The organism is Thalassospira lucentensis, assembly GCF_032921865.1.
GTDB lineage: Bacteria > Pseudomonadota > Alphaproteobacteria > Rhodospirillales > Thalassospiraceae > Thalassospira > Thalassospira lucentensis_A.
On record NZ_CP136684.1, the window covers coordinates 1,645,682 to 1,665,719 of the forward strand.

A 20,038-nucleotide genomic window follows, 5' to 3' on the forward strand; every position below is an offset into this window, starting at 1 on the left:
CGGCATTGTGGAGGTGGCGTGGGCGTTGGGCGTTTGCCCGAGGGGGCTCAAGGGCTCCGGGGGCTAAGGGAGGCTTTGGCGGGCATTCCCTCGGATTATTGGGCCGGGATGGCTGCGGTCAGGGTGCTGTTGGCCGGGGCGGTTTTGGAGACGAAGTCGATCACGCGATTGACCGCGTTGTCGATATCCTCGTTCAGGATGCCGTGGCGATCGGAGTCCAGGACCTGGATATCAAGATGGCTGCATCCAGTGGCGTGGCGTTTGATCAGAGTCGCACTGGCGGGATCTACGACCTGATCGCCATCGCCCTGTAAAATCAGGATCGGGCAGGCAACATCGGGCAGACGGTTTTGCATTTCGGCAACCGCCTGACGGAGATTGTGCAGACCGCCAATCGGGATGTTACGGTAATTGATCTCGGGATGTTCGGATTCGTTAAGCCGGAAACTGAGCATTTCCTGTGCCGAGGGTACCCAGCCCATCAGTTTGTTCGCACCATAAAGCAGCGGCACAAACATCAGATTGCGATTGCGGAATTTAAGCGGTGTCGATGCCATGACGAGCCCGGCCAGTTTTTCGGGCCGGTCAGCCGCAAGAATGGCCGAAAGCGCCCCACCGGTTGAAAAGCCGACAATGATGATGTTGTCGCAAAAGGCCGACAGGATTTCATAGCCGCGCCGAACCGATGCCAGCCAATCGCCCCACGGACGTTTTTGCAACTCGTGCGGGGATGTCCCGTGCCCGGCAAGGCGGACTCCCATCACGGCATAATCGCGTGCGGCTAGCCGATCACCAAGATTTCGAAGTTCCGCCGGGGAGGCAAGGAACCCGTGGACGACGAGAACGCCGGTGGTGAAATGTTCGTTGCCATTAGGCAGCAACAGATAGGGGCGGCTATCGGCGGTTGCAGTTTCCTGATCATTGATCGCGGCGTATTTGGGTTTCTGGTATTTGGCGCGGTTCCATTGCCATGCCCGGATTTCATCATCAAAACGACGTTTGGCAAAATCGCGTGGTGTCAGATGGTCGACTTCGTCCCGCGCCTTTTCAAGTGCAGTCCATGCGGCGTTGATCGGTGCCATTTCATTGGCATAGACCATCACCGGATTATCCATGCGGATCTGATCAAAGGTGGCTTCTTCCTGCAATTTCGGCAGGAAGCAATATTTGCCTTCGGACCGTTCGATCAGGCCAAGATGAACCGCGGCATCAATATATTCGCGAATCTGCGGGCATTTCAGATCAAAGATGCCGATATAGTCGGCCGGGTTGCGCATGCCGCGATGCAAATGAATGCCTTCGGCCTGCTGGACATTCTTGATCGCCAGATAAAGTGTGCGGTCAAAATGGGCGATATCGACCTCGGTCACGCCATCAGCCAGCCACATCATGATCAGGCGCGATGCCAGATGACTGACATTGAGTGTCAGGTTGGAATACATCACACCCATGCAATGATCGCGAAGCGGGTTGATATGGCGGCTAATGGCATATTGGGTGATGCGGTCGGGTATTTTCTCAAGCGCTTTGGCCGGACGGAAAAGATCATCGATGCTGTTTGCGGTTTCAACCCGGTGAGCCAGCATACGCCGGTCAATCCAGTTGAACTGATGGCGTGGATCAACCGGATCGCCAAGTCGGATATCCATATCCGTGCGTTTGAACAGAAGATTGCCTTCGATAATCAGTTCTTCGGCCATCTTGGGGCTAAGGCCGCCAGCAAAAAGATCTGCGCCCCGCGCCAGGAGGTTCTGGTCAACACGCAACGGGTGAAAGGTGATGTTGGCCGGAAACATCAATGTTGGCTTGGCAAGGGCGGCTTTGAGAGTTTCGGGCGTGGTATCAATCGCGTCTGCCCAGCGATCAAGCTCATCGTGTTTGCCTTTATCAAGCAGCATCGACAAACCGATCTTGAAGCCGTCAATGCAAAGCCCAAGCAGCGCCGCCCCGGTATGATGGGCGCGCCGTTGATCGGCAGAACGGGAATAGATGCTGTAATCCGGGCGTTTGGGATGCGGGCGTTCGGCAGCAAGAACGCGCCGGTCCTTGACCATGCCACCCTCGGGAAAGATCACGACCTTGCCGCCGCGCAGGATTTCCTCGGCCAGGAACGGCAGCAGACGTTCGTAATCGTTGGGGACACCGCCAAGTGCGCGCAGATAGCGTGAAAACCGGTTGTCTTCGACAAAAAACTCGCCCGATGCGATAGAGCGGCAGAACACTCCGGTTTCGAGCGCGATCAGATATTGCGGGATGAAGGTTTCAAACCGGGCGAAATGGTTGAACATGAAAATATCGCCCTGCGCCAGATGATCCCGGTCGCCATGCATCTTGATATTGATGTCGACTTTGGCGCGCAGCGCCGACATGGCCCGAATGGTCCATTCGCAAGTCTGGTTGCGGATCGCGAATTGCTCGCGTTCGATTTCCCGGAAGTTCTGATGCATGGGTGTTTCCGCCCCGAAGGCCTGAATGCCAAATTGATCGGCGTTATGATTAACTGCAGTCGTTTCCTTTAGGTCCTGATGCCTAAAACAAATATGTGTTTTCCTGAGGGGTTTGAGAAGGCCAGATACACGCATCAGGCGAACAATCTATGGTACGTGCCTTTGCCCCTATACTCGTCGCGACATTTCAAATACCGTTCTGTCCGGATAGCAGGCCATTTCGCCCCAAATATGGCCATCAAAGATCGTTGTTAATATAGCTGTCCGGTACAAGATGATCCCGCCCCGTCATGAAAACTGGAAAATCCGTGCTGCCACCAACCGCCGAGCCATCCCGGAAATCAATCTTTCAGGATCGAAACTTTGTCCTGTTTCTGGTCGGCCAATGCATCACCACCCAGGGACTTTGGGTACAGAAAATCGCCATGTCGTGGCTGGCATGGTCATTGACCGGATCACCATTCTGGACCGGGTTGATTGCCGCCCTTAATTTCGCCCCGGCCTTCATTCTGGGGCCGGTTTTTGGTGTGATGGCGGACCGGGTCAATCTGCGCAAAACGGCGGTGACCCTGAACCTGATGATGGCAGCAACCGCATTTCTGTTGATGATCCTGTCGATGGCAGGGCAGATAAACCTTTTCTGGATGGTGGTTCTGGCCGGGACGAACGGGGTTTTGGCTAGCGCGATGACGCCCGTTCGGCTTTCACTGGTGCCGGTGATTGTCCAGCGGGAGTTTATGAGTCGCGCCGTGGCCTATGCGGCGATGAATTTCAATATATCGCGTCTGGTTGGTCCGGCGGTTGGTGGTGTGGTGATCGCGACATGGGGTACCGGGGCGGCATTCATGATCAATGCGGCATCCTATATCCCGATGATCTTTGTTCTGGCGACTGTCAAAATCCATGTCGAACGGGCACCCGATGCCAAAAGCAAACGGGTGCTGGCGGCGCTTGTCGACGGGGCGAACTACGCCATTCATCATCCGATGATCCGCTCGGTTCTGGCGCTATCCTGTTTTGTCGCACTGGTGGGCACGGGCATGGTGGAACTGATGCCGGTCTTTGCCGAGGCGGTCTATGACCGCGGCGTCACCGGGCTTGGCATGCTGGCATCGGCAAGCGGGGTTGGTGCGGTGGCATCGACATTCATGTTGTCGCGGGTCAAATCCGATCCGGCCGCCTTTCAGCGGGTGACGATCATCGGGGCTTTTGCTGCGGGGTGCGGCATGCTGGGGCTTGGTTTTGCACCTTGGTACGAGCTTGCGGTGATGCTGGTGGCGATTACCGGTTTTGGTCTGACAGCGGTCGGAGTCGGGTCGCAAACCGCTTTGCAGTTGACCGTCGATAACAAATTGCGTGGCCGGGTGATGAGCTTCTGGAGTGCGACGAGTTTTGGCGGGATTGCTGTTGGCGGCACGATGCTTGGCGCGATTTCCGAGGCAGGGCATATTCAATATACTGCGCGCGGGTCGGGGGCATTGATCCTGTGCGCGGCGATTGTCGGACTTTGGCGTTTATATCGTGTTGGTATAATTGATGCGAAATCTGCCACAGAAACGGCAAAATGATCGGGTTTTTCGGCGTGCTTCGTAAACGCTTGTTTAAAACTCGTCGGGTTACGGTGCCAGAGTCAGGACCATTTAAATCATCGTGCCTTTTGGGGGAATATCGCATGCGGCTGGCCGTCGTTATCGGATTTTGTATGCTTGTATCGGGATGTTTTGCATCCGCAAGTACGCCGAAACCCAATAGCGGCCTTGAAAGTGACGGCGTTTCGACTGTCACCAATGTCAGCCTGCCGTCGTCGCGTCTGCTGCCTTTTGCGCCCACCGATGAATTTTTGCAATGCGTACCCTATGCACGCGCGGTTTCCGGGATCGAGATTTATGGTGATGCCTGGACCTGGTGGGATCAGGCGAAAAATACTTATAGCCGTGGCAAAAAACCCGAAGTCGGTGCCGTTCTGGCGCTCAAGAAAACATCGCGTTTGAAATACGGGCATGTTGCGGTGGTTGCCGCCATCCTCGACAGCCGCAAGATCATGGTCAATCATGCCAACTGGGGAAGTGATTCGCGTACGCGGGGCAAGGTGCATTATCGCCAGCCGGTTGTCGATGTTTCGCCCAATAATGACTGGTCGGAAGTGCGGATGATGAACACGATTGGCACATTCGGCCGGGTTTATCCGGCGCATGGCTTTATCTATCAACCACACGAAACCGCCGAAGCCCACTAGGTTTTCAGTCCTTTCCCTGCTGTTTTCCGATCATTTATAAAAAATGGCGAAGGCCCGACTGAGGGGCGCTTCGCCAAGGTGAACCTTGCGCGGGTGGGGCGCACAAGTTCGGGGGTTGATTTGGGTATTGTCAGGCCGCCGACGCCGGAATCGGGCCGAGTGCTGCAAACAGGGCGGTATCGCAATCTTCCTGCGGGTTTGGCGTGGTCAGAAGTTTTTCCCCGTAAAATACAGAATTGGCCCCTGCCATCAGGCACATGATCTGGGCTTCGCGCGTAAGGTCGGTGCGCCCGGCTGAAAGGCGGACGGTTGATTTTGGCATGGTGATGCGCGCGGTTGCGACCATGCGGACCAATTCAAGGGCATCGACGGGATCACGGTCGGCAAGCGGCGTTCCCGCCACCGGTACGAGTGCATTGATCGGCACACTTTCGGGATGGGGCGCGAAGCCGGCGAGGACCTGAAGCATTGATGCCCTGTCCCGGATGCTTTCGCCCATGCCGATGATCCCGCCACAACACAGGTCAATCCCGGCGCCACGCACGGCAGCCAGTGTATCAAGCCGGTCCTGATAGGTCCGGGTCGAGATGATCTGGCTGTAATATTCCGGGCTGGTATCAAGATTATGGTTATAGGCGGTCAATCCCGCCCCGGCGAGGCGTTCGGCATGGCGGGTTTCAAGCATACCAAGGGTCACGCACGCCTCCATGCCAAGACTGCGCACACCACGCACCATTTCGATCACCGCATCAAAGGCCGCACCATCGCGCACGCGTCGCCATGCGGCTCCCATGCAGAAGCGATCCGCCCCGGCCGCCTTGGCGCGAGCCGCCATTTTCAAAACCATGCCGGGGTTCATCAATTGTTCCTTGCCCAGATTGACCTCGCGGTGGTGGGACGATTGCGGGCAATAGGCGCAATCTTCGGGGCAGCCGCCGGTTTTGATCGATAGCAGGCTGGCCTTTTGCACGGCATTGGGATCATGATGGGTGCGATGGACCGCGCTGGCGCGGCCCATCAGTTCAAGCAGTGGCAGGCGATAAATCGCCTCGATCTCGTCCACCGTCCAGTCGTGACGGATGGTTTGATCGACTGCCGGGTTTTGTGCGGGAATACTGTTCATCAGGCGTTGCCGTCTTTATTGCGGTTGAGAAGGCGGGTGCAGGCCGCGCTGCCAAGGGCAACAAGGGCGATCTTGATGGTGTCGCCCAGAATGAACGGGGTGAAACCGTATTCGGCAACCTTTTCAATCGGCACAAAGGCGGCAAGCCATGCCAGGCCCAGAACATAGACCGGGATCATACCGGCCATCATGATGCCAAAGCGCGCCAGCGTGCCGCGTCCCTTTGAAAGTGCACCGACCAGCCATGAGGCAATCAGATAACCCAGCAAATAGCCGCCGGTTGGCCCAACCATATAGGCAAGCCCGATGCCGCGTTCCGGCGTCCCTGCAAAAACCGGCAGACCAGCCGCTCCCGCCGCCAGATATCCCAGCACCATCGCACAGGCAACGCGCGGCCCGGTCGCCAGTGCAATTGCCATGATTGCCATGGTTTGCAGGGTCATCGGCACTGGCCAGAAGGGAACGGTGATTTTCGCACTTGCGGTCAGGATGGCGACCCCGGCCAGAACCATCAGGCTGTATTTCATTCCCGATGATATGCGGGTTTCGGCCGGTTTGGAGACTGCATTGCTCATGGTGATTTCATCCTCCTCAGGATCGGATTCAAAATTATAGATAAAAAACGAATCTCATCTATTAATTACGCCGCGACTGGGAGGTGAAATCAATCCCCAAAATAGATAATTGGGTCAAACTGGTGAATATTTGCAAAGGTATGCAGTTATAGCGTTGATTTTAATAATATATTTTTATCTATAAAATGGAAATTTGCACGCGAGCCAGCGGCCTGCATTGCCAAAAGGCAGGCAGGATCAGGTTCGCGCCGTGGATTTCGGGTTCGGAGCAGTTCGGGATGGGTTCAAGAAATGGGTTACGGGCGGGTTTTGGTGCCCGGTTTGGTGCCGATCCATTTGACATGACGGGCAAGGGTGGCGGCGGCAACATCAAACTGCCGTTCGCGGAGTGCCTTGAGGATGGCGCGGTGATCCTGATCGGTGGGGGCTTCCCATTCCATGCGGAAGCCTGAAAACAGGAAACGCGCGCTTGCTGCGTGCAGATCGTCAATGGTTGCCAGCAGGCGGGGCATGCCGCACGGGGTCAGGATCAGGCGATGGAAGGCACGGTTGGCTTCTTCCCATGCCCGGACATCGGAGGCATTTTCGCCTGCGCGGTTGATTGCCTCGGCCTCGTCCAGTATGGCGCTGGTCAGGTGCGGGGCGGCATGGCGAAGGGCGAGGACTTCAAGGGATGCGCGCATTTCGGCAACTTCGCGAACTTCGGCGATGTCAAAACTTGCAACCCGCACACCGCGGCGCGGTTCGCTTACGACCAGTCCCTGTGCTTCGAGGCGGCGAAAGGCTTCGCGCACCGGTACGTGGCTTGCGCCGAATTCCTCGGCAAAATGGTCCTGTCGCAATTTCGTGCCCGGCGCGATATGCCCGGCGATGATGCGGTCGGCCAGTTCGCGAGTGATCCTGCCGGTAACGGTATTGTCGATGTCACTTTTCATGATTTTATAGATAATTTGCGCGCCCGATTTTGTCGAGCGCGCATATCCGTAACCGGTAAATTAATCGTGCGATATCAGAAGGTTTGTTTAGCAGTCCGGCGCACAATGTTCGTCAGGCATATCAGCGAATGCTTCGCGCAATGCCTGCGACCATGCGTCCGAAAGGGCCTTGAACCCGGCATCTTCGGCCTCAATCCGCCGATGTTCGGAGAAATGGCATGATCCTTCGGGCAGGACGGCAAGATCAAGCGGCATGCCGACTGACAGATTGGATCGCAATGTTGAATCCATCGACAGCAGGGCGGCCTTGACGCCATCGGCAATCGGCGTTTCGGGGGTGATCACGCGATCAAGGATCGGTTTGCCGTATTTATGTTCGCCGATCTGAAGATAGGGCGTGTCTTCGGTGGCCTCTATAAAGTTGCCCGCCGCATATACTAGAAACAGGCGTTGTGCCCCGCCTTTACGTTGCCCACCGACCATGATCGAGGCCGAGCTGCTTTCTTTGCGCTGTTCAAGCGTGTCCTGATATTTGTGCTGCACTTTCTGCATCGCCTCGCCCATCAGTTCGGCAACGCGGAACATGCTGGGTGCGCTCAGGATACAGTCGCCCGGTTCGGTTTCCGGGTTGTCGATGGCTTCCTGAAGGGTGCTCATCACGGCCTGTGTGATGGCAAGGTTCCCTGCGGTCAGCGCCACGATGGCGCGTTCACCGGGGACTTCCCAGGTGAACATCTTGCGATAACGCGAAATGTTATCGAGCCCGGCATTGGTTCGGGTGTCGGAGAGGAATACCATCCCCTCATCAAGCATCAAGCCCACGCAGTAGGTCATCTTCTATTCTCGGGTCCGGCTATTGCTGTGATTGCGCAACGATGACTGTTACATCCAAATTCTCGTTCGCACCACCAGTATGTACACCCCGTATAGGTGTGGCACCCTGCGCATCAAGTCCAGACCCCAGACGAATATAATAATCGGTCGGGCAGCAGCGGTTTGCCGGGTCAAACCCGACCCAGCCGAGTTCGGGCAAATGCAATTCCGCCCATGCATGGGATGCTTCGTGTGATTTGCCATCCTGATCGGCAAACAGATAACCCGATACATAGCGCGCGGGGATGCCAAGATGGCGGGCCGCCGAAATCATGACATGGGCGTGGTCCTGACAGACACCCTGGCCATCGGCCAGGGCATCGGCCGCGGTGGTATGGACATGGGTGCTGCCCGGGACATAGGCGATGGCGTCAGACACGGCGGCTGAAAGGGCATGGGCCCGTTCAAGTAGATTATCCGCACTGGTTTTCTTTTCGACCTTGGTGGCCATTTTGCGGATGGCGGCGCTGGGTTTGGTGACCGGGGTCGAGCGCAGAAATACCGCCGGAAAGGCACGTTCCCTATGCCCGCGCAGGACACCAGCGGTATCAATGGTTTCGACTTCGCCAGACACGATGACATCGACGGAATCAACCGGGCCGCTTGCGGTCAGGGTGCTGATGGTATCGCCGTTGCCATCGACAAATTCGGAATTGATCACGCATCCGTCTGCCTTGATCGACCAGCGGATGACTTTTTGGCCGTCAAAAATGGACGGGGTGAGTTTAAGACTTTGCACCACGTAGCGGGCCGAAGGGGCAAATCGGTAATGGGTGCGATGTTCGACAGTCAGGCGCATCTTACTGGCCCCCGAAATAATAGGTTTCGGCGATTGCCGATGACAGGGTTTGATTGCGTTTCAGGAAGTCCGACAGGAATTCATGCAGGCCCTGGCTGAAAATTTCCTCCATCTGGCTTTGGGTCAGCAGTGAATAGGTTTCCACAGCCAGACTGTGCACCGGGCTTCGTTGTCCGTAATGGCGGGCCAGATGTTCCAGATGGTTGGTGATCTGTTCGGAACAGTGGGCCAGCGACCGCGGGCTGAACGGATTAAGGATCAGGAAGTGCGCGATGCGATAGGGGGAATAGTCATCGCGATACACCCAGTGGAAGGCCCGCAAAGACGATGCCGCCCGCAAAACCGTTGTCCATTGGTAATTATCGACGCCATCGCCAACCATGCTGGTTTCCGGCAGCAGGACATAATATTTCACGTCAAGCAATCGTGCGGTGTTGTCGGCGCGTTCGATAAAAATCCCAAGACGGATGAAATCGTATCCGTCGTTACGCAGGATCGTTGAATCGGTTGCCCCGCGAAACAGTGCACCCTGCCGTTTGACCCAGTCGATGAATTCCGGCAGGTCGGTTTTTGCAAGGTTATGCATTGCCGTCCGGCGCAGTTCCATCAGGGCATTGTTCAATGCTTCCCACATTTCCGCAGTGATGGCGGTACGCATGGCGCGTGCATTGGCACGTGCATTTTCAAAGCAGTTCAGGATCGAAGACGGATTATCACGATTGAAAATCAGGTAGTCGGTGACCTCGGCCTGACGAAGCGGCATATCGGGATCATAACCCTGTGCGCAGCCCGATGCCGAAAGAACCGACGCCCATTCGGACCGGTTGCCGTCGCCTGCGGCCGGCATCAGAGCCATGCGATAGCCCATTTCCATCAGTCGGGCCATGTTTTCGGCCCGTTCCACGTAACGGGACAACCAGAAAAGGTTGTCAGCTGTACGACTAAGCATGTGTGACCTCCCTTTTCCTAATCAGCCATGATCCATGTGTCCTTGACCCCGCCACCCTGCGACGAGTTCACGACAAGCGATCCTTCGCGCATGGCCACACGGGTCAAACCGCCCGGAGTCAGGCGGATGTCATCGCCGACAAGGCAGAAGGGCCGGAAATCGACATGCCGTGGGGCGATGCCACTTTCGACGAAGGTCGGACAGGCGGAAAGGGCAAGAGTTGGCTGGGCAATGAAATCACCCGGATCGGCCTTGATGCGTTCGGCGTAGGTGGCTTGCTCTTCCTTGGTGGAAGCCGGGCCAACCAGCATGCCGTACCCGCCCGAACCGTGGACTTCCTTGACGACCAGTTCACCAAGATTTTCCAGCACATATTTCAGATCATCGGGATTGGCACATTTCCATGTCGGGACATTGTTCAGGATCGGTTCCTGCCCAAGGTAAAACCGGATCATGTCCGGGACATAGGTATAGATCGCCTTGTCATCGGCGACACCGGCGCCGGGGGCCGAGCAGATGGCAACCCCGCCTGATCGATAGACATTCATCAGGCCGGGAACGCCCAGCACGGAATCGGGCCGGAAACAGAGTGGATCGATAAAGGCATCATCAATCCGGCGATAGATCACATCAACCCGTGCGGGCCCGCGCGTTGTGCGCATATAGACGCGACCTTCGGACACGAACAGATCCTGACCTTCGACAAGTTCAACACCCATCTGGTCGGCAAGGAAGGAATGTTCGTAATAGGCGCTGTTCATCGCACCCGGTGTCAGGACCACGATATTGGGTTCTCGATCACACCGTTTGGGAGCGATGCTTTTGAGCGTCTTATGGAGCATGTCCGGATAGCTTTCGACCGGTTCGATCCGTAATTTCGAAAACAGTTCCGGGAACATCCGCATCATGATTTCGCGGTTTTCGAGCATGTAAGACACGCCCGATGGGGTGCGGCAGTTATCTTCCAGCACATAGAAATCATCAGGCCCGACGCGCACGACATCAACCCCGACAATGTGACTGTAAACCTTCCGCGGCGGATCAATGCCGATCACGGCCGGTTCAAACGCGGCGTTTTTAAACACCAGATCGGCGGGGATAATCCCGGCCTTGATGATTTCAGCGTTGTGATAGACATCGTAAAGGAAGGTGTTGAGCGCGCGTGCGCGCTGCTTGACGCCGCGTTCAAGCTTGCGCCATTCCGTGGCGGTGAAAATGCGTGGAATAAGATCGAACGGAATGAGCCGTTCCGGATCGCCACCTTCGCCATAGACCGCGAAGGTGATGCCGATTTTGCGAAAGAGTGTTTCTGCCTCAAGTCGCTTCTGCTGGAGGGTCTCGGGCCCGCTGGCCTCCATCCAGTCAACCAGTGCGCGATAAGGTTCGCGTACTTCATCGTTCATCATCATTTCGTTGAACATGCACACTCCCCTTGCTTATCCTTTGATTAAAGGCGGTGTCGCAAGGGGCGGTCAAGCATGTTCACGGTTGAAATGATTCTTTTTTCGGCAAAATAAGGGTTTGATGAAAAATTGAACTGGCGTGTTTTGTTGATTGCGTAAAAAACGGGCGCTTTACAGTTCGGTTACGGTTTTGCCGGCCGCAAGACATGGGTGTGATCGGCGGCATACAGGCGGGAATCGGTGAAATCCTTACGCCCAAAGACCTCGCCCACCATGATCAGGGCGGTCCGTGTTATGCCGCTGCCTTTGACCTTGGCGCGGATATCGCCAAGCGTGCCGTGGATGAATTGCTGATCGGGCCAGGTGACGCGATAAGCAACCACCACCGGGCAATCCTCGCCGTAATGCGGCACCAGATCACGGACAACATTGACCAGATTATTGACCGACAGATGCACCGCAAGTGTCGCCCGCGAACGGCCAAGTTCGGCCAGGCTTTCGCCTTCGGGCATGGCGGATGACCGCATGGCGGTGCGCGTCAGGATCACGGTTTGCGAAATATCGGGCAGCGTCAGCTCCGCCCCCAGTTCGGCGGCGGTGGCGGCATAGGCCGAAACGCCCGGCGTGATGTCATAGGGGATGCCAAGGTCATCAAGCCTGCGGATCTGTTCGGCAATCGCACCATAGATCGACGGATCACCGGAATGCACGCGCGCGACATCCTGCCCTGCGGCGTGGGCCGTTTCAATCTCGGACAGGATTTCGTCAAGGTTCATTGGTGCGGTATCAATCACGCGCGCACCATCAGGGGCAGATTTGACGATTTCCTCGGGCACGAGCGATCCGGCATAGAGACAGACCGGACATTTTTCGATCAGTTTAAGCCCGCGAACGGTGATCAGATCGGGGGCGCCGGGGCCGGCACCGATAAAATGAACGGTCATCAGTTTGCCTTATCGTTTTTGGGTTCATTCTTGGAGTTATCGAGGCTGTGGACGGGTGCATTGGCTGCGTCCGGGCCCTTTTTGGCATAGCCACGTGGGGTATAGACCCAGCTGTTTTCACCACGTGTGATATGGCGGCTGTTACTCGATCCGACCAGAACGGTGGTCAGCATATCGACCATGTCGACTTCAAGTTTGGCAAGCGGAACGACCGTGATTTCCTCGTCTGGGCGACCAAGCTGCCGACCCAAAACAACTGGTGTTTCCGGCCCGCGGTATTCAAGCAGGATATCACGCGCCTGTGCCAGAAGATCACGGCGGCGTTTGGATACCGGATTATAGAAGGCAATGACAAAATCACCCTCGCCCGCGGCCTTGAGGCGGCGCAGGATATCTTCGCGCGGGGTCAGAAGGTCAGAAAGCGATATCGCGCAGAAATCATGCCCCAGTGGCGCACCGATCCGCGATGCGGCGGCCTGAAGGGCGGAAATGCCCGGCGATACCTGCACGGCAACGCGGTTCCAGTCAGAACGATTTTCGCGATCAAGCAGTTCGAACACAAGTGTCGCCAGCGCATAAATCCCGGCATCGCCGGACCCGATCAGGGCGACGTCCCTGCCAGTGGCGGCCAGTTCAAGTGCGTGTCGGGCACGGGCTTCTTCGGCACCAAGGTCGGAATGATGGCAGGATTTGCCGTCAATCAGCGGTCCCAGCAGATCAAGATACATCTGATAGCCGACAATATCGGTGGCGCGCGAAATCAGGCTACTGGCTTCGGGGCTGCGCCAGCCGGGCTGTCCAGGGCCGATGCCGACAATCGACAAACGTCCCTGTGGACGACCGGATTGCATCGGGTCGATATCATTGCTGGCAAGCCCGATGGCACAGGTGGCCCGTTTTGATTTCTGTTTCGAAACGATCAGGGTGCCGTCCTTGCCGACCATGGCAAGTGCCGCGCCCTCGGCAACGCCGTGGCAGCCGGTTTCGGCAAAGACAATGTCGGACGGATTGGCAAGGCGGGGGGCTTCGGCTTCCAATGTTTCAGCGTCATAAAAACGTGCCGGGACGCCCAGATGATCGGCCAGTGCGTGAACAGCGGCTTCATCGGCCTTGAGATCGATGGATGCCACGCAGGCAACGCTTTGCGCGCTCAGGCCATTTTCGGCAAGAGTTTCGGTTGCGAGTTTGATCAGCTCGTCCGGTTCGCAATGACGTTCGCATCCGACGCCAAGCGCCAGAACCGGCGGGTGATAGACAATCTCGTGATTGTTCCTGTCGTCGCTATTCATTTCCATCGCCTTGGCGGTGGCGCGAATGACGACCTTGCCGGTGTCGTTGCGTTCGATATTGCTGTTGGTTAGCCAAGCGGCTGATCCTGCCTCAATCTCGAACCGGGCGGTTTCACCGGCCAGAAGGGCGGCAGTGGCCGGTTTGGCGGCCTGCGGATTGGCAAGATGCCAGCCGACGGGGGGCTCATCAAGGGCCAGTCCCAGCATCGCATCGCCGGGCGTGGTGATCGCCGCCTGCCCGCCCAGCCGTTCGGCCAGATCGCGTGCCAGCCGATTGCCGCCGTGATGGCCGCCCAGAAGCGGAATAAAGGTGCTGCCGGCTTCGTCGACGGCGATGACCGCCGCATCCTGCCATTTACCGGCCAGAAGCGGTGCCAGTGCGCGGATCAGAATGCCTGATGCGCAAACACCGATAATCACATGATCGGCCGAAAATGTTTGTTGCAGATGTGTAATGGTATCATCGAACGCGACATCGACATCGCTTATCGAAACGCGCGTGCGCAGGCCGTGGACTGATGCACCCTGCAGGTTTGCGGCAATGCGTTTGGCGGTGGCAAGGGCGCGCTGTGTCAGACAGATGACCGCAATCGGCGCAATCGGGTCCGTCGGCAGGATCGGGTTGGTCGTGCTGGCGTCGGGGGAATTCGGGGTCGTCATCGCCATGCATCTCCGCGACGGTGGATCAGGATCATCGAGAAATAGGGTGCGATGGTATCTTCCGGAAGGTCACCAAGCGGTACCATTTTCTGGGTTTCAAGCGTCGCGCGTTCGATATAGCGCGCCCGGCCGGTCAGGCCAAGTTCTTCGATCACCTTGCGGACCTTGGCGAAGTGGCGGCCAAGTTTGATGATGGCGGCCGCATCGGTATCGCCAAGCTGCGCGCGCAGCCGTTCTTCGGATAAGGGTCCCGGAATGACCTGCAACACATCGTTTCTGGCGGCAAGCGGTGCGCCAAGCTGGGCGGCGCAGGCCATCATTGAACTGACACCCGGCACGGTTTGAACCGGATGCCCTGCCTCGGCCAGGCGGCCAAACAGATACATGAAGCTGCCATAAAAGAACGGATCGCCTTCGCACAGGACGGCAACGCTTTTTCCGGCTTTCAGATATTCGCCGATTTCAAGGGCGGCGGCATCATAGATCGGGTCGGCGGGCTGGCCCATGGTGATGCGAATGGCAATTTCGATCCGGCCATCGGGGACATGCGGGGCGACGATCTGGCGGGCCAGACTGGCACCGTCTTCGAGGGCGGGATAGGCAATCACATCTGCCTTTTGCAGGATGTTATAGGCTTTGAGCGTGATCAGGTCGGGTTCGCCCGGCCCGATGCCAAGGCCATAGGCCGTACCCGCCACGGGTAATGCGCTGGCGGGTGTGATGGCCGCGTCGCTCATACTTTTACTCCGACATAGTGGGTGACGGGGGCAAGGTTGCTCCAGCCCCTGAAACTGCCGCGTGGAACCAGCCGGGAAACAGACAGGCGCGACAGGGTGCCACCCTTTTTATTATAGAACCGTAATAATTCTTCTTCGCCTTCCAGCGTGACCGTATTGGCCACCAGCCGCCCATGCATCGGCAGGATATCCCAGCACCGATCCATCAGACCGGGGGTCGTAATACCGCCGCCGACAAAAATCGCATCAGGTGTAGGGAGCTGATCGGCGAAGGCAATTGCGTCCTCGATTGCCTTTTGGCGGATGACCAGATCGGGTGTGCCAAGGCGGATGGCATTCTTGCCGATCAGATTGCACCGTTTTACATCGCGTTCAATGGCGATGGCCTGACCGCCAGCACGCATCCATTCAATGGAAATCGAACCGCAGCCGGCCCCCAGATCCCAAAGCATGGCGTCGCGCCATGGCGCAAGGGATGCCAGTGTCTGGGCGCGAATTTCCGATTTGGTGATCATGCCGTCATGGATGAAGGCATCATCGGGCAGACCAGCACCATTGCCCAGAACGCGGCTTTTGGGCCCGGCCACCAGATCAATCATGATCAGGTTTAGCGGATCGACCGGTTTGACATCGGGCATTGAGGTTGCGGTGGATTGCCATGTCTGTGCGGTTTGGGTGGTGATGCGTTCCTGTGTGCCGCCCAGCCGTTCGCAAATCGTCATTTGGCTTTGATCGTAGCCGGCTTCGCACAGCATAACCGCCACCAGTGCAGGGGTACTGCCATCGGCACTAAGCGCGATCAGTTTACCGCGCGGGCGCAGGCGCGATCGCAGGATTTCCGGTTCGCGCCCGTGCAACGTGATCACATCGCATTCGGCAAGTGCCCAGCCCATGCGGGCGGCTGCCAGACTGATGCTGGAGGGATGCGGGATTACGGTAATTGATTTGGAACCGAAATAATTGACAAGTGTGTTGCCGACACCAAAGAACATTGGGTCGCCACTGGCCAGGATAACCGGGTTCTGATCAAGGCAATCCTCGATCAGGGGCATATTGGCTTCGAACGGGGTAATCCAGCTGTTCTGGATGGCAATATTTGATCCAGGCAGCATGGCGATATGGCGTTTGCCGCCAAAGATCACGCTGGCGGTTTCAAGTATCTGACGGGCAATCGTGCTTAGTCCGTCATAACCGTCTTCGCCAATACCGATCACGGTGATTTTGCCGTTTAGGGGTGATTGTTCGTTCATTTGCCATCCCCTTTGTCAGCGCCGCTGGGGTTTGCGGTCGTGCCATCCGGTGTCTGCCCCGGCGCTGCAAGGCGCGCCAATGCGTTGAGCGTTGCCGCAGTAACCGCACTGCCGCCAAACCGGCCGCGTAATGTGGCGAAGGGGATGTCACCGGCATGGGCAATCAGGGCTTCCTTGCTTTCCTCGGCCCCGACAAAGCCCACCGGCATGCCGATGATCAGTGCCGGTTTCGCCAGACGGTTCGAAATCAGAGCTTCGAGCAGATGAAAAAGCGCGGTTGGTGCATTGCCGATGGCAATTATTGCACCATCGATATGATCTGCCCAGTCTTCGATGGCAGCGGCCGATCGTGTAGTGCCAAGTTTGCCCGCGCGTTCAGCATTGCCATCTGCATTCAGTGTGCAAATGATCGGATTATCGGCGGGCAACAGGCGGGAAATGATCCCCTGACGGACCATTTCCGCGTCACACAAGATCGGCTTTCCCTTTTGCAGGGCGCCTATTGCAGCAGGTGCGACATTTTCGCCAAATGCAATTTTATCGGAAATTTCAACCATGCCGCAGGCATGAATGATCCGCACGGCAACCGGCCGCAATTCTTCCGGAAAGCGGGCGAGATCGGCTTCGGCTTCGATGGTTGCAAAGCTTTGCCGATAGATTTCCTGCGGGTCCCGCAGATAGTCGAACATCGCCGCGCCTTTCGCAAAGGAACGAAGGGCGACCGGTCAGGAGCCGGTCGCCTTGTTGACATCATGGGCATGATCGTGGGCGTGGTCATGTGTATGGCTGTGCCCATGATCGTGTGAATGATCATGTGAATGACTGTGGGAATGCCCATGTCCGTGATGGTGCCCATGAGCATGTCCATGACTGTGGCCGTGGCTATGCCCGTCTGTACCGATTCCCATCACATGGTGATGGTGGCCGACCTGGGCTGTGCCGACATCACCTTCGAACCCGATGATCTGTTCGCGGTATTTGCACAGCTGACAGTTCATGTTGTTTTCGCCGGTATCGATCTCGGCCAGACGTTCGGCAAAGCTTTCCAGCACCAGTGGATGATCGCGCAGATATTCCGCCTTGATGAATTCGACATCGGGGAATTCGGCGGCAACTTCGTCGGTGTGGGTGTAAATCCGGTCGATCAGGATGCCTGCAAACAGGAAATACGGGAAGACCACCACACGCTTGTAACCAAGCTTCATGGCTTCGCGCAGGCCAACATTGACGCGTGGATGCGCAACACCGGAATAGCTGATTTCGGTACGACCGAAACCAAGACCTTCCTGCAGCATGCGGGCGACCTTATAGACGTTTGAATTGGCATCCGGATCATTGGTGCCACGACCGACGACCATCAGAAGGGTGTCCTTGCGCGTGATGCCATCATCAGCCGTTGCAAGGGCTTCTTCGATGCGATCAGCACTTGCGCGCAGAAGCTTAGGATCAATCGCCAGATCGCGACCGAATTTCACGTCGATATCAGGGTTTTCATGGGCGAAGTTGTTCACCTCGCTTGGCAGGTCGTTTTTGACGTGACCGGCGGCAAACAGCATGCCCGGAAGCGCGTAGATTTTCTTGTGGCCCATGGCTTTGAGTTTTTCAAAGCCGTCACGCAGGATCGGGTGGGCAAATTCGAGAAAGCCGCTTTCGACATCATAATCGGCCAGATGGGTCTGCTTCATTGTTTCAACCATGGCGTTGAACTGTGAAACAGCGCGCTCATCACGCGAACCGTGTCCGCAAATCATTACGGCGCCTTTGGGGGACATAAAAGGCTGCTCCTTTGTCTCTCTCGTGTTTTTGTGCATGACGGTCACAAACCGCCACGGTACCCGATGCCACCCCCGTTTTCACCGATTGGCCTGCGGAATGCAAGCCGCAGCTGATTGAACAATGGTCGCGAGGGTAGACAGGAATGGAAATACAAACTGTTGTGGTCCGTTTTACGGACGTTTGCAGATGTTGTGGTGATGCACCTTGCCGCTCGAAACGCGGATAGGGATGGGGACGGCCTCCTGACGTCGGATGTTAAACATGATAGTCAACATTGTTATGAAGAAAAAATAAAAAGTATGAAATCGCTTCTATCAAAGCCGGGTCGGATTGGCAAATCGTGCCGTTCGTTCAGACGGTTGCCCGTTTAACATCGTATGAGCATTGACGGGAATACGTGCGCAACGCACATTGCCGCAATGGAAACCGCGATCCTTCAATTTCTGATCCCGCAGCCCGGTTTTACGGGCCCGCTTTTCACCGTGCTGGTACTGGCGCTGGTGCTGGATGCCGTTTTTGGTGATTTTCCGTGGCTGTTCGGGCGGGTACCGCATCCGGTGGTCTGGATTGGCAATTTGATTGCGTGGTTTGAAAAACGCCTGAACAAATCGCGATATGGCAACAGTACCCGCTTTTTACGCGGAAGCCTTACCAGTCTGGCGGTCATTGCCTGTGCGACGGTGTTTGGTGGCGTTATCCAGCTGATATCCTCGTTTGGCGGTATTTTCCGGTTTGCCGACATTCTGCTGCTTGCCATCCTGATTGCGCAAAAGGGGCTTTATCAGCATGTCAAAGCGGTTTCGGTTGCTTTAAAGCGTGATGGTCTTACGGGGGGACGGGCGGCGGTTTCGATGATTGTCGGGCGTGATCCGCAATCGCTTGATCAGGCCGGGGTCAGCCGGGCGGCGATTGAAAGCTGTGCGGAAAACTTTTCGGACGGTGTGGCCGCCCCCCTGTTCTGGTACGTGCTGGGCGGGCCGATCGGGCTTTGTGCCTATAAGGCGATCAATACGCTTGATTCCATGATCGGTCATCGCAGTGACCGTTATCTTTATTTTGGCAGGTTCGCGGCCCGTCTTGATGATGTTGTGAACTTTATTCCGGCACGGATTGCCGGTGGGGTGATCTGCCTGGCCGCCGTGATAGGCCGCAAAACTTCCGGTGCGCATGCCTGGAAAATAATGCTGCGCGATGCGTCAAAGCACAAATCGCCGAACGCCGGATGGCAGGAAGCGGCTTTTGCCGGGGCGCTTGACCTGTCGCTTGCCGGGCCGCGCCAATACGGCGCGGAACTGGTCGAGGATCCCTATATTGGCGATGGCAGGCGGGATGCCGATGCCAGCGATATCGACCGCGCACTTAAGCTTTACACCACGTCCTGCATTCTGAACGCGGCATGGCCGGTGGTGTTGAAGATGATGTGGGTTTCGCTATGAGCTCAGGGAATGCCATTGATCAGGTTGCGCAGGGGCAGCTGTTTCTTGATCTGGTGTTACGTAACCGTTTCAACCGGACAATCCTTGATCGGTTTAGTGATTTGGGAATTGATGACTGGTGGTTAACGGCTGGGTGTCTGGCGCAATCGATATGGAATATTTTAGCAAACCGCCCTGTTGAAGACCGGATTGATGACTATGATCTATTCTATTTTGACGCTGACATCCGTTGGAATGCTGAAGATAAGGTGATTGCACGAGTGGCTGATTTATTCTCAGATCTGCCCATTCGGATCGAAATTCGCAATCAAGCAAGGGTGCCGATTTGGTACCGGAAGAAATTCGACATTGAATATGGTGATGTATCAGCTGCGTGCGAAGGGATTGATCGATTTGCTTATCGAACAACTGCAATCGGGCTGCGCAAACTGCATGACGAGTATCGTATATATGCGCCATTTGGGCTTGAAGCGGTTTTGGAAGGCACAATCATTCCAAACCCTGTCCTGCCGCTCCGGGATGTGTATGTGGCCAAAGTCATCCGATGGCGGAAAAACTGGCCCTGCCTTAAAGTGATGCCATGGCCCGATAACCCGGAATAATCTG

At 56.5% G+C, this 20,038-nt stretch carries 18 protein-coding genes; 4 read left to right on the forward strand and 14 right to left on the reverse strand.

All coding sequences use genetic code 11. The annotated features are described in order from the left end of the window. Positions 1–95: 95 nt before the first annotated feature. On the reverse strand, positions 96–2,447 hold the full coding sequence (locus tag R1T41_RS08200; RefSeq protein WP_317341160.1) for an alpha/beta fold hydrolase: 2,352 nt from the start codon (positions 2,445–2,447) through the stop codon (positions 96–98). A 290-nt stretch (positions 2,448–2,737) separates the two neighbouring features. On the opposite strand from R1T41_RS08200, the gene R1T41_RS08205 reads away from it, so the two are divergent. Together R1T41_RS08205 and R1T41_RS08210 are read left to right on the forward strand one after the other, a co-directional pair. Next, positions 2,738–4,015, forward strand: a complete 1,278-nt coding sequence (locus tag R1T41_RS08205; protein WP_317341161.1) for an MFS transporter — start codon at positions 2,738–2,740, stop codon at positions 4,013–4,015. Positions 4,016–4,119: 104 nt separating this feature from the next. Further along, a complete protein-coding gene (locus R1T41_RS08210; RefSeq protein WP_097053349.1) occupies positions 4,120–4,683 on the forward strand; it encodes a CHAP domain-containing protein in 564 nt (187 codons plus the stop codon). Positions 4,684–4,813: 130 nt separating this feature from the next. Here the strand turns inward: R1T41_RS08210 and bioB are convergent, their stop codons facing one another. The 13 genes from bioB to R1T41_RS08275 all read right to left on the reverse strand — a co-directional run bounded on the left by bioB (position 4,814) and on the right by R1T41_RS08275 (position 17,992). Continuing rightward, complete coding sequence (gene bioB, locus R1T41_RS08215; RefSeq protein WP_317341165.1) at positions 4,814–5,806, reverse strand: biotin synthase BioB; 993 nt, start codon at positions 5,804–5,806, stop codon at positions 4,814–4,816. Next, positions 5,806–6,381 (reverse strand): biotin transporter BioY, encoded by a 576-nt coding sequence (locus R1T41_RS08220; protein ID WP_317341166.1) that lies wholly within the window; start codon positions 6,379–6,381, stop codon positions 5,806–5,808. Before R1T41_RS08220 ends, bioB begins: the two co-directional genes overlap by 1 nt. A gap of 296 nt (positions 6,382–6,677) precedes the next feature. Beyond that, positions 6,678–7,316, reverse strand: a complete 639-nt coding sequence (locus R1T41_RS08225) for a GntR family transcriptional regulator (RefSeq protein ID WP_317341167.1) — start codon at positions 7,314–7,316, stop codon at positions 6,678–6,680. 87 nt (positions 7,317–7,403) lie between these two features. Beyond that, on the reverse strand, positions 7,404–8,150 hold the full coding sequence (locus R1T41_RS08230) for a proteasome-type protease (RefSeq protein WP_247794869.1): 747 nt from the start codon (positions 8,148–8,150) through the stop codon (positions 7,404–7,406). A 19-nt stretch (positions 8,151–8,169) separates the two neighbouring features. Further along, positions 8,170–8,988 carry a transglutaminase family protein gene (locus tag R1T41_RS08235; RefSeq protein WP_317341169.1) on the reverse strand — a complete coding sequence of 273 codons (819 nt, stop codon included), beginning with the start codon at positions 8,986–8,988 and terminating at the stop codon, positions 8,170–8,172. Between the two features lies 1 nt (position 8,989). After that, positions 8,990–9,937 (reverse strand): alpha-E domain-containing protein, encoded by a 948-nt coding sequence (locus R1T41_RS08240; protein WP_062949851.1) that lies wholly within the window; start codon positions 9,935–9,937, stop codon positions 8,990–8,992. Positions 9,938–9,954: 17 nt separating this feature from the next. After that, positions 9,955–11,358, reverse strand: a complete 1,404-nt coding sequence (locus R1T41_RS08245; RefSeq protein ID WP_062960243.1) for a circularly permuted type 2 ATP-grasp protein — start codon at positions 11,356–11,358, stop codon at positions 9,955–9,957. A 164-nt stretch (positions 11,359–11,522) separates the two neighbouring features. Beyond that, positions 11,523–12,284 carry a precorrin-4 C(11)-methyltransferase gene (gene cobM, locus R1T41_RS08250; RefSeq protein WP_317341172.1) on the reverse strand — a complete coding sequence of 254 codons (762 nt, stop codon included), beginning with the start codon at positions 12,282–12,284 and terminating at the stop codon, positions 11,523–11,525. Continuing rightward, entirely contained in the window at positions 12,284–14,233 is a 1,950-nt protein-coding gene (gene cobJ / locus R1T41_RS08255; RefSeq protein ID WP_317341174.1) for a precorrin-3B C(17)-methyltransferase, read from the reverse strand. Before cobJ ends, cobM begins: the two co-directional genes overlap by 1 nt. Continuing rightward, positions 14,230–14,970: a precorrin-2 C(20)-methyltransferase gene (gene cobI / locus R1T41_RS08260; protein WP_317341176.1), complete on the reverse strand. Its 741-nt coding sequence runs from the start codon at positions 14,968–14,970 to the stop codon at positions 14,230–14,232. The genes cobJ and cobI overlap by 4 nt, the downstream gene beginning before the upstream one ends. Continuing rightward, positions 14,967–16,220 (reverse strand): precorrin-6y C5,15-methyltransferase (decarboxylating) subunit CbiE, encoded by a 1,254-nt coding sequence (cbiE, locus tag R1T41_RS08265; protein WP_317341178.1) that lies wholly within the window; start codon positions 16,218–16,220, stop codon positions 14,967–14,969. Before cbiE ends, cobI begins: the two co-directional genes overlap by 4 nt. Further along, the gene (locus tag R1T41_RS08270; RefSeq protein ID WP_317341180.1) at positions 16,217–16,909 is read right to left on the reverse strand and encodes a precorrin-8X methylmutase; all 693 of its coding nucleotides are present in this window, start codon (positions 16,907–16,909) and stop codon (positions 16,217–16,219) included. Before R1T41_RS08270 ends, cbiE begins: the two co-directional genes overlap by 4 nt. Before the next feature lie 36 nt (positions 16,910–16,945). Beyond that, on the reverse strand, positions 16,946–17,992 hold the full coding sequence (locus R1T41_RS08275; protein ID WP_317341181.1) for a sirohydrochlorin chelatase: 1,047 nt from the start codon (positions 17,990–17,992) through the stop codon (positions 16,946–16,948). A gap of 423 nt (positions 17,993–18,415) precedes the next feature. On the opposite strand from R1T41_RS08275, the gene cbiB reads away from it, so the two are divergent. Continuing rightward, positions 18,416–19,432, forward strand: coding sequence for an adenosylcobinamide-phosphate synthase CbiB (gene cbiB / locus R1T41_RS08280; RefSeq protein ID WP_317341183.1), 1,017 nt, complete (start codon positions 18,416–18,418; stop codon positions 19,430–19,432). Next, positions 19,393–20,034: a nucleotidyltransferase family protein gene (locus tag R1T41_RS08285; RefSeq protein ID WP_317341185.1), complete on the forward strand. Its 642-nt coding sequence runs from the start codon at positions 19,393–19,395 to the stop codon at positions 20,032–20,034. Before cbiB ends, R1T41_RS08285 begins: the two co-directional genes overlap by 40 nt. Positions 20,035–20,038: the final 4 nt, after the last annotated feature.

Excerpts from the sequence above, each read along its gene's own strand:
- R1T41_RS08200 (WP_317341160.1), bottom strand. The coding sequence starts at position 2,447 with ATGCATCAGAACTTCCGGGAAATCGAACGCGAGCAATTCGCGATCCGC.
- R1T41_RS08205 (WP_317341161.1), top strand. The coding sequence starts at position 2,738 with ATGAAAACTGGAAAATCCGTGCTGCCACCAACCGCCGAGCCATCCCGG.
- R1T41_RS08210 (WP_097053349.1), top strand. The coding sequence starts at position 4,120 with ATGCGGCTGGCCGTCGTTATCGGATTTTGTATGCTTGTATCGGGATGT.
- bioB (WP_317341165.1), bottom strand. The coding sequence starts at position 5,806 with ATGAACAGTATTCCCGCACAAAACCCGGCAGTCGATCAAACCATCCGT.
- R1T41_RS08220 (WP_317341166.1), bottom strand. The coding sequence starts at position 6,381 with ATGAGCAATGCAGTCTCCAAACCGGCCGAAACCCGCATATCATCGGGA.
- R1T41_RS08225 (WP_317341167.1), bottom strand. The coding sequence starts at position 7,316 with ATGAAAAGTGACATCGACAATACCGTTACCGGCAGGATCACTCGCGAA.
- R1T41_RS08230 (WP_247794869.1), bottom strand. The coding sequence starts at position 8,150 with ATGACCTACTGCGTGGGCTTGATGCTTGATGAGGGGATGGTATTCCTC.
- R1T41_RS08235 (WP_317341169.1), bottom strand. The coding sequence starts at position 8,988 with ATGCGCCTGACTGTCGAACATCGCACCCATTACCGATTTGCCCCTTCG.
- R1T41_RS08240 (WP_062949851.1), bottom strand. The coding sequence starts at position 9,937 with ATGCTTAGTCGTACAGCTGACAACCTTTTCTGGTTGTCCCGTTACGTG.
- R1T41_RS08245 (WP_062960243.1), bottom strand. The coding sequence starts at position 11,358 with ATGTTCAACGAAATGATGATGAACGATGAAGTACGCGAACCTTATCGC.
- cobM (WP_317341172.1), bottom strand. The coding sequence starts at position 12,284 with ATGACCGTTCATTTTATCGGTGCCGGCCCCGGCGCCCCCGATCTGATC.
- cobJ (WP_317341174.1), bottom strand. The coding sequence starts at position 14,233 with ATGACGACCCCGAATTCCCCCGACGCCAGCACGACCAACCCGATCCTG.
- cobI (WP_317341176.1), bottom strand. The coding sequence starts at position 14,970 with ATGAGCGACGCGGCCATCACACCCGCCAGCGCATTACCCGTGGCGGGT.
- cbiE (WP_317341178.1), bottom strand. The coding sequence starts at position 16,220 with ATGAACGAACAATCACCCCTAAACGGCAAAATCACCGTGATCGGTATT.
- R1T41_RS08270 (WP_317341180.1), bottom strand. The coding sequence starts at position 16,909 with ATGTTCGACTATCTGCGGGACCCGCAGGAAATCTATCGGCAAAGCTTT.
- R1T41_RS08275 (WP_317341181.1), bottom strand. The coding sequence starts at position 17,992 with ATGTCCCCCAAAGGCGCCGTAATGATTTGCGGACACGGTTCGCGTGAT.
- cbiB (WP_317341183.1), top strand. The coding sequence starts at position 18,416 with ATGGAAACCGCGATCCTTCAATTTCTGATCCCGCAGCCCGGTTTTACG.
- R1T41_RS08285 (WP_317341185.1), top strand. The coding sequence starts at position 19,393 with ATGGCCGGTGGTGTTGAAGATGATGTGGGTTTCGCTATGAGCTCAGGG.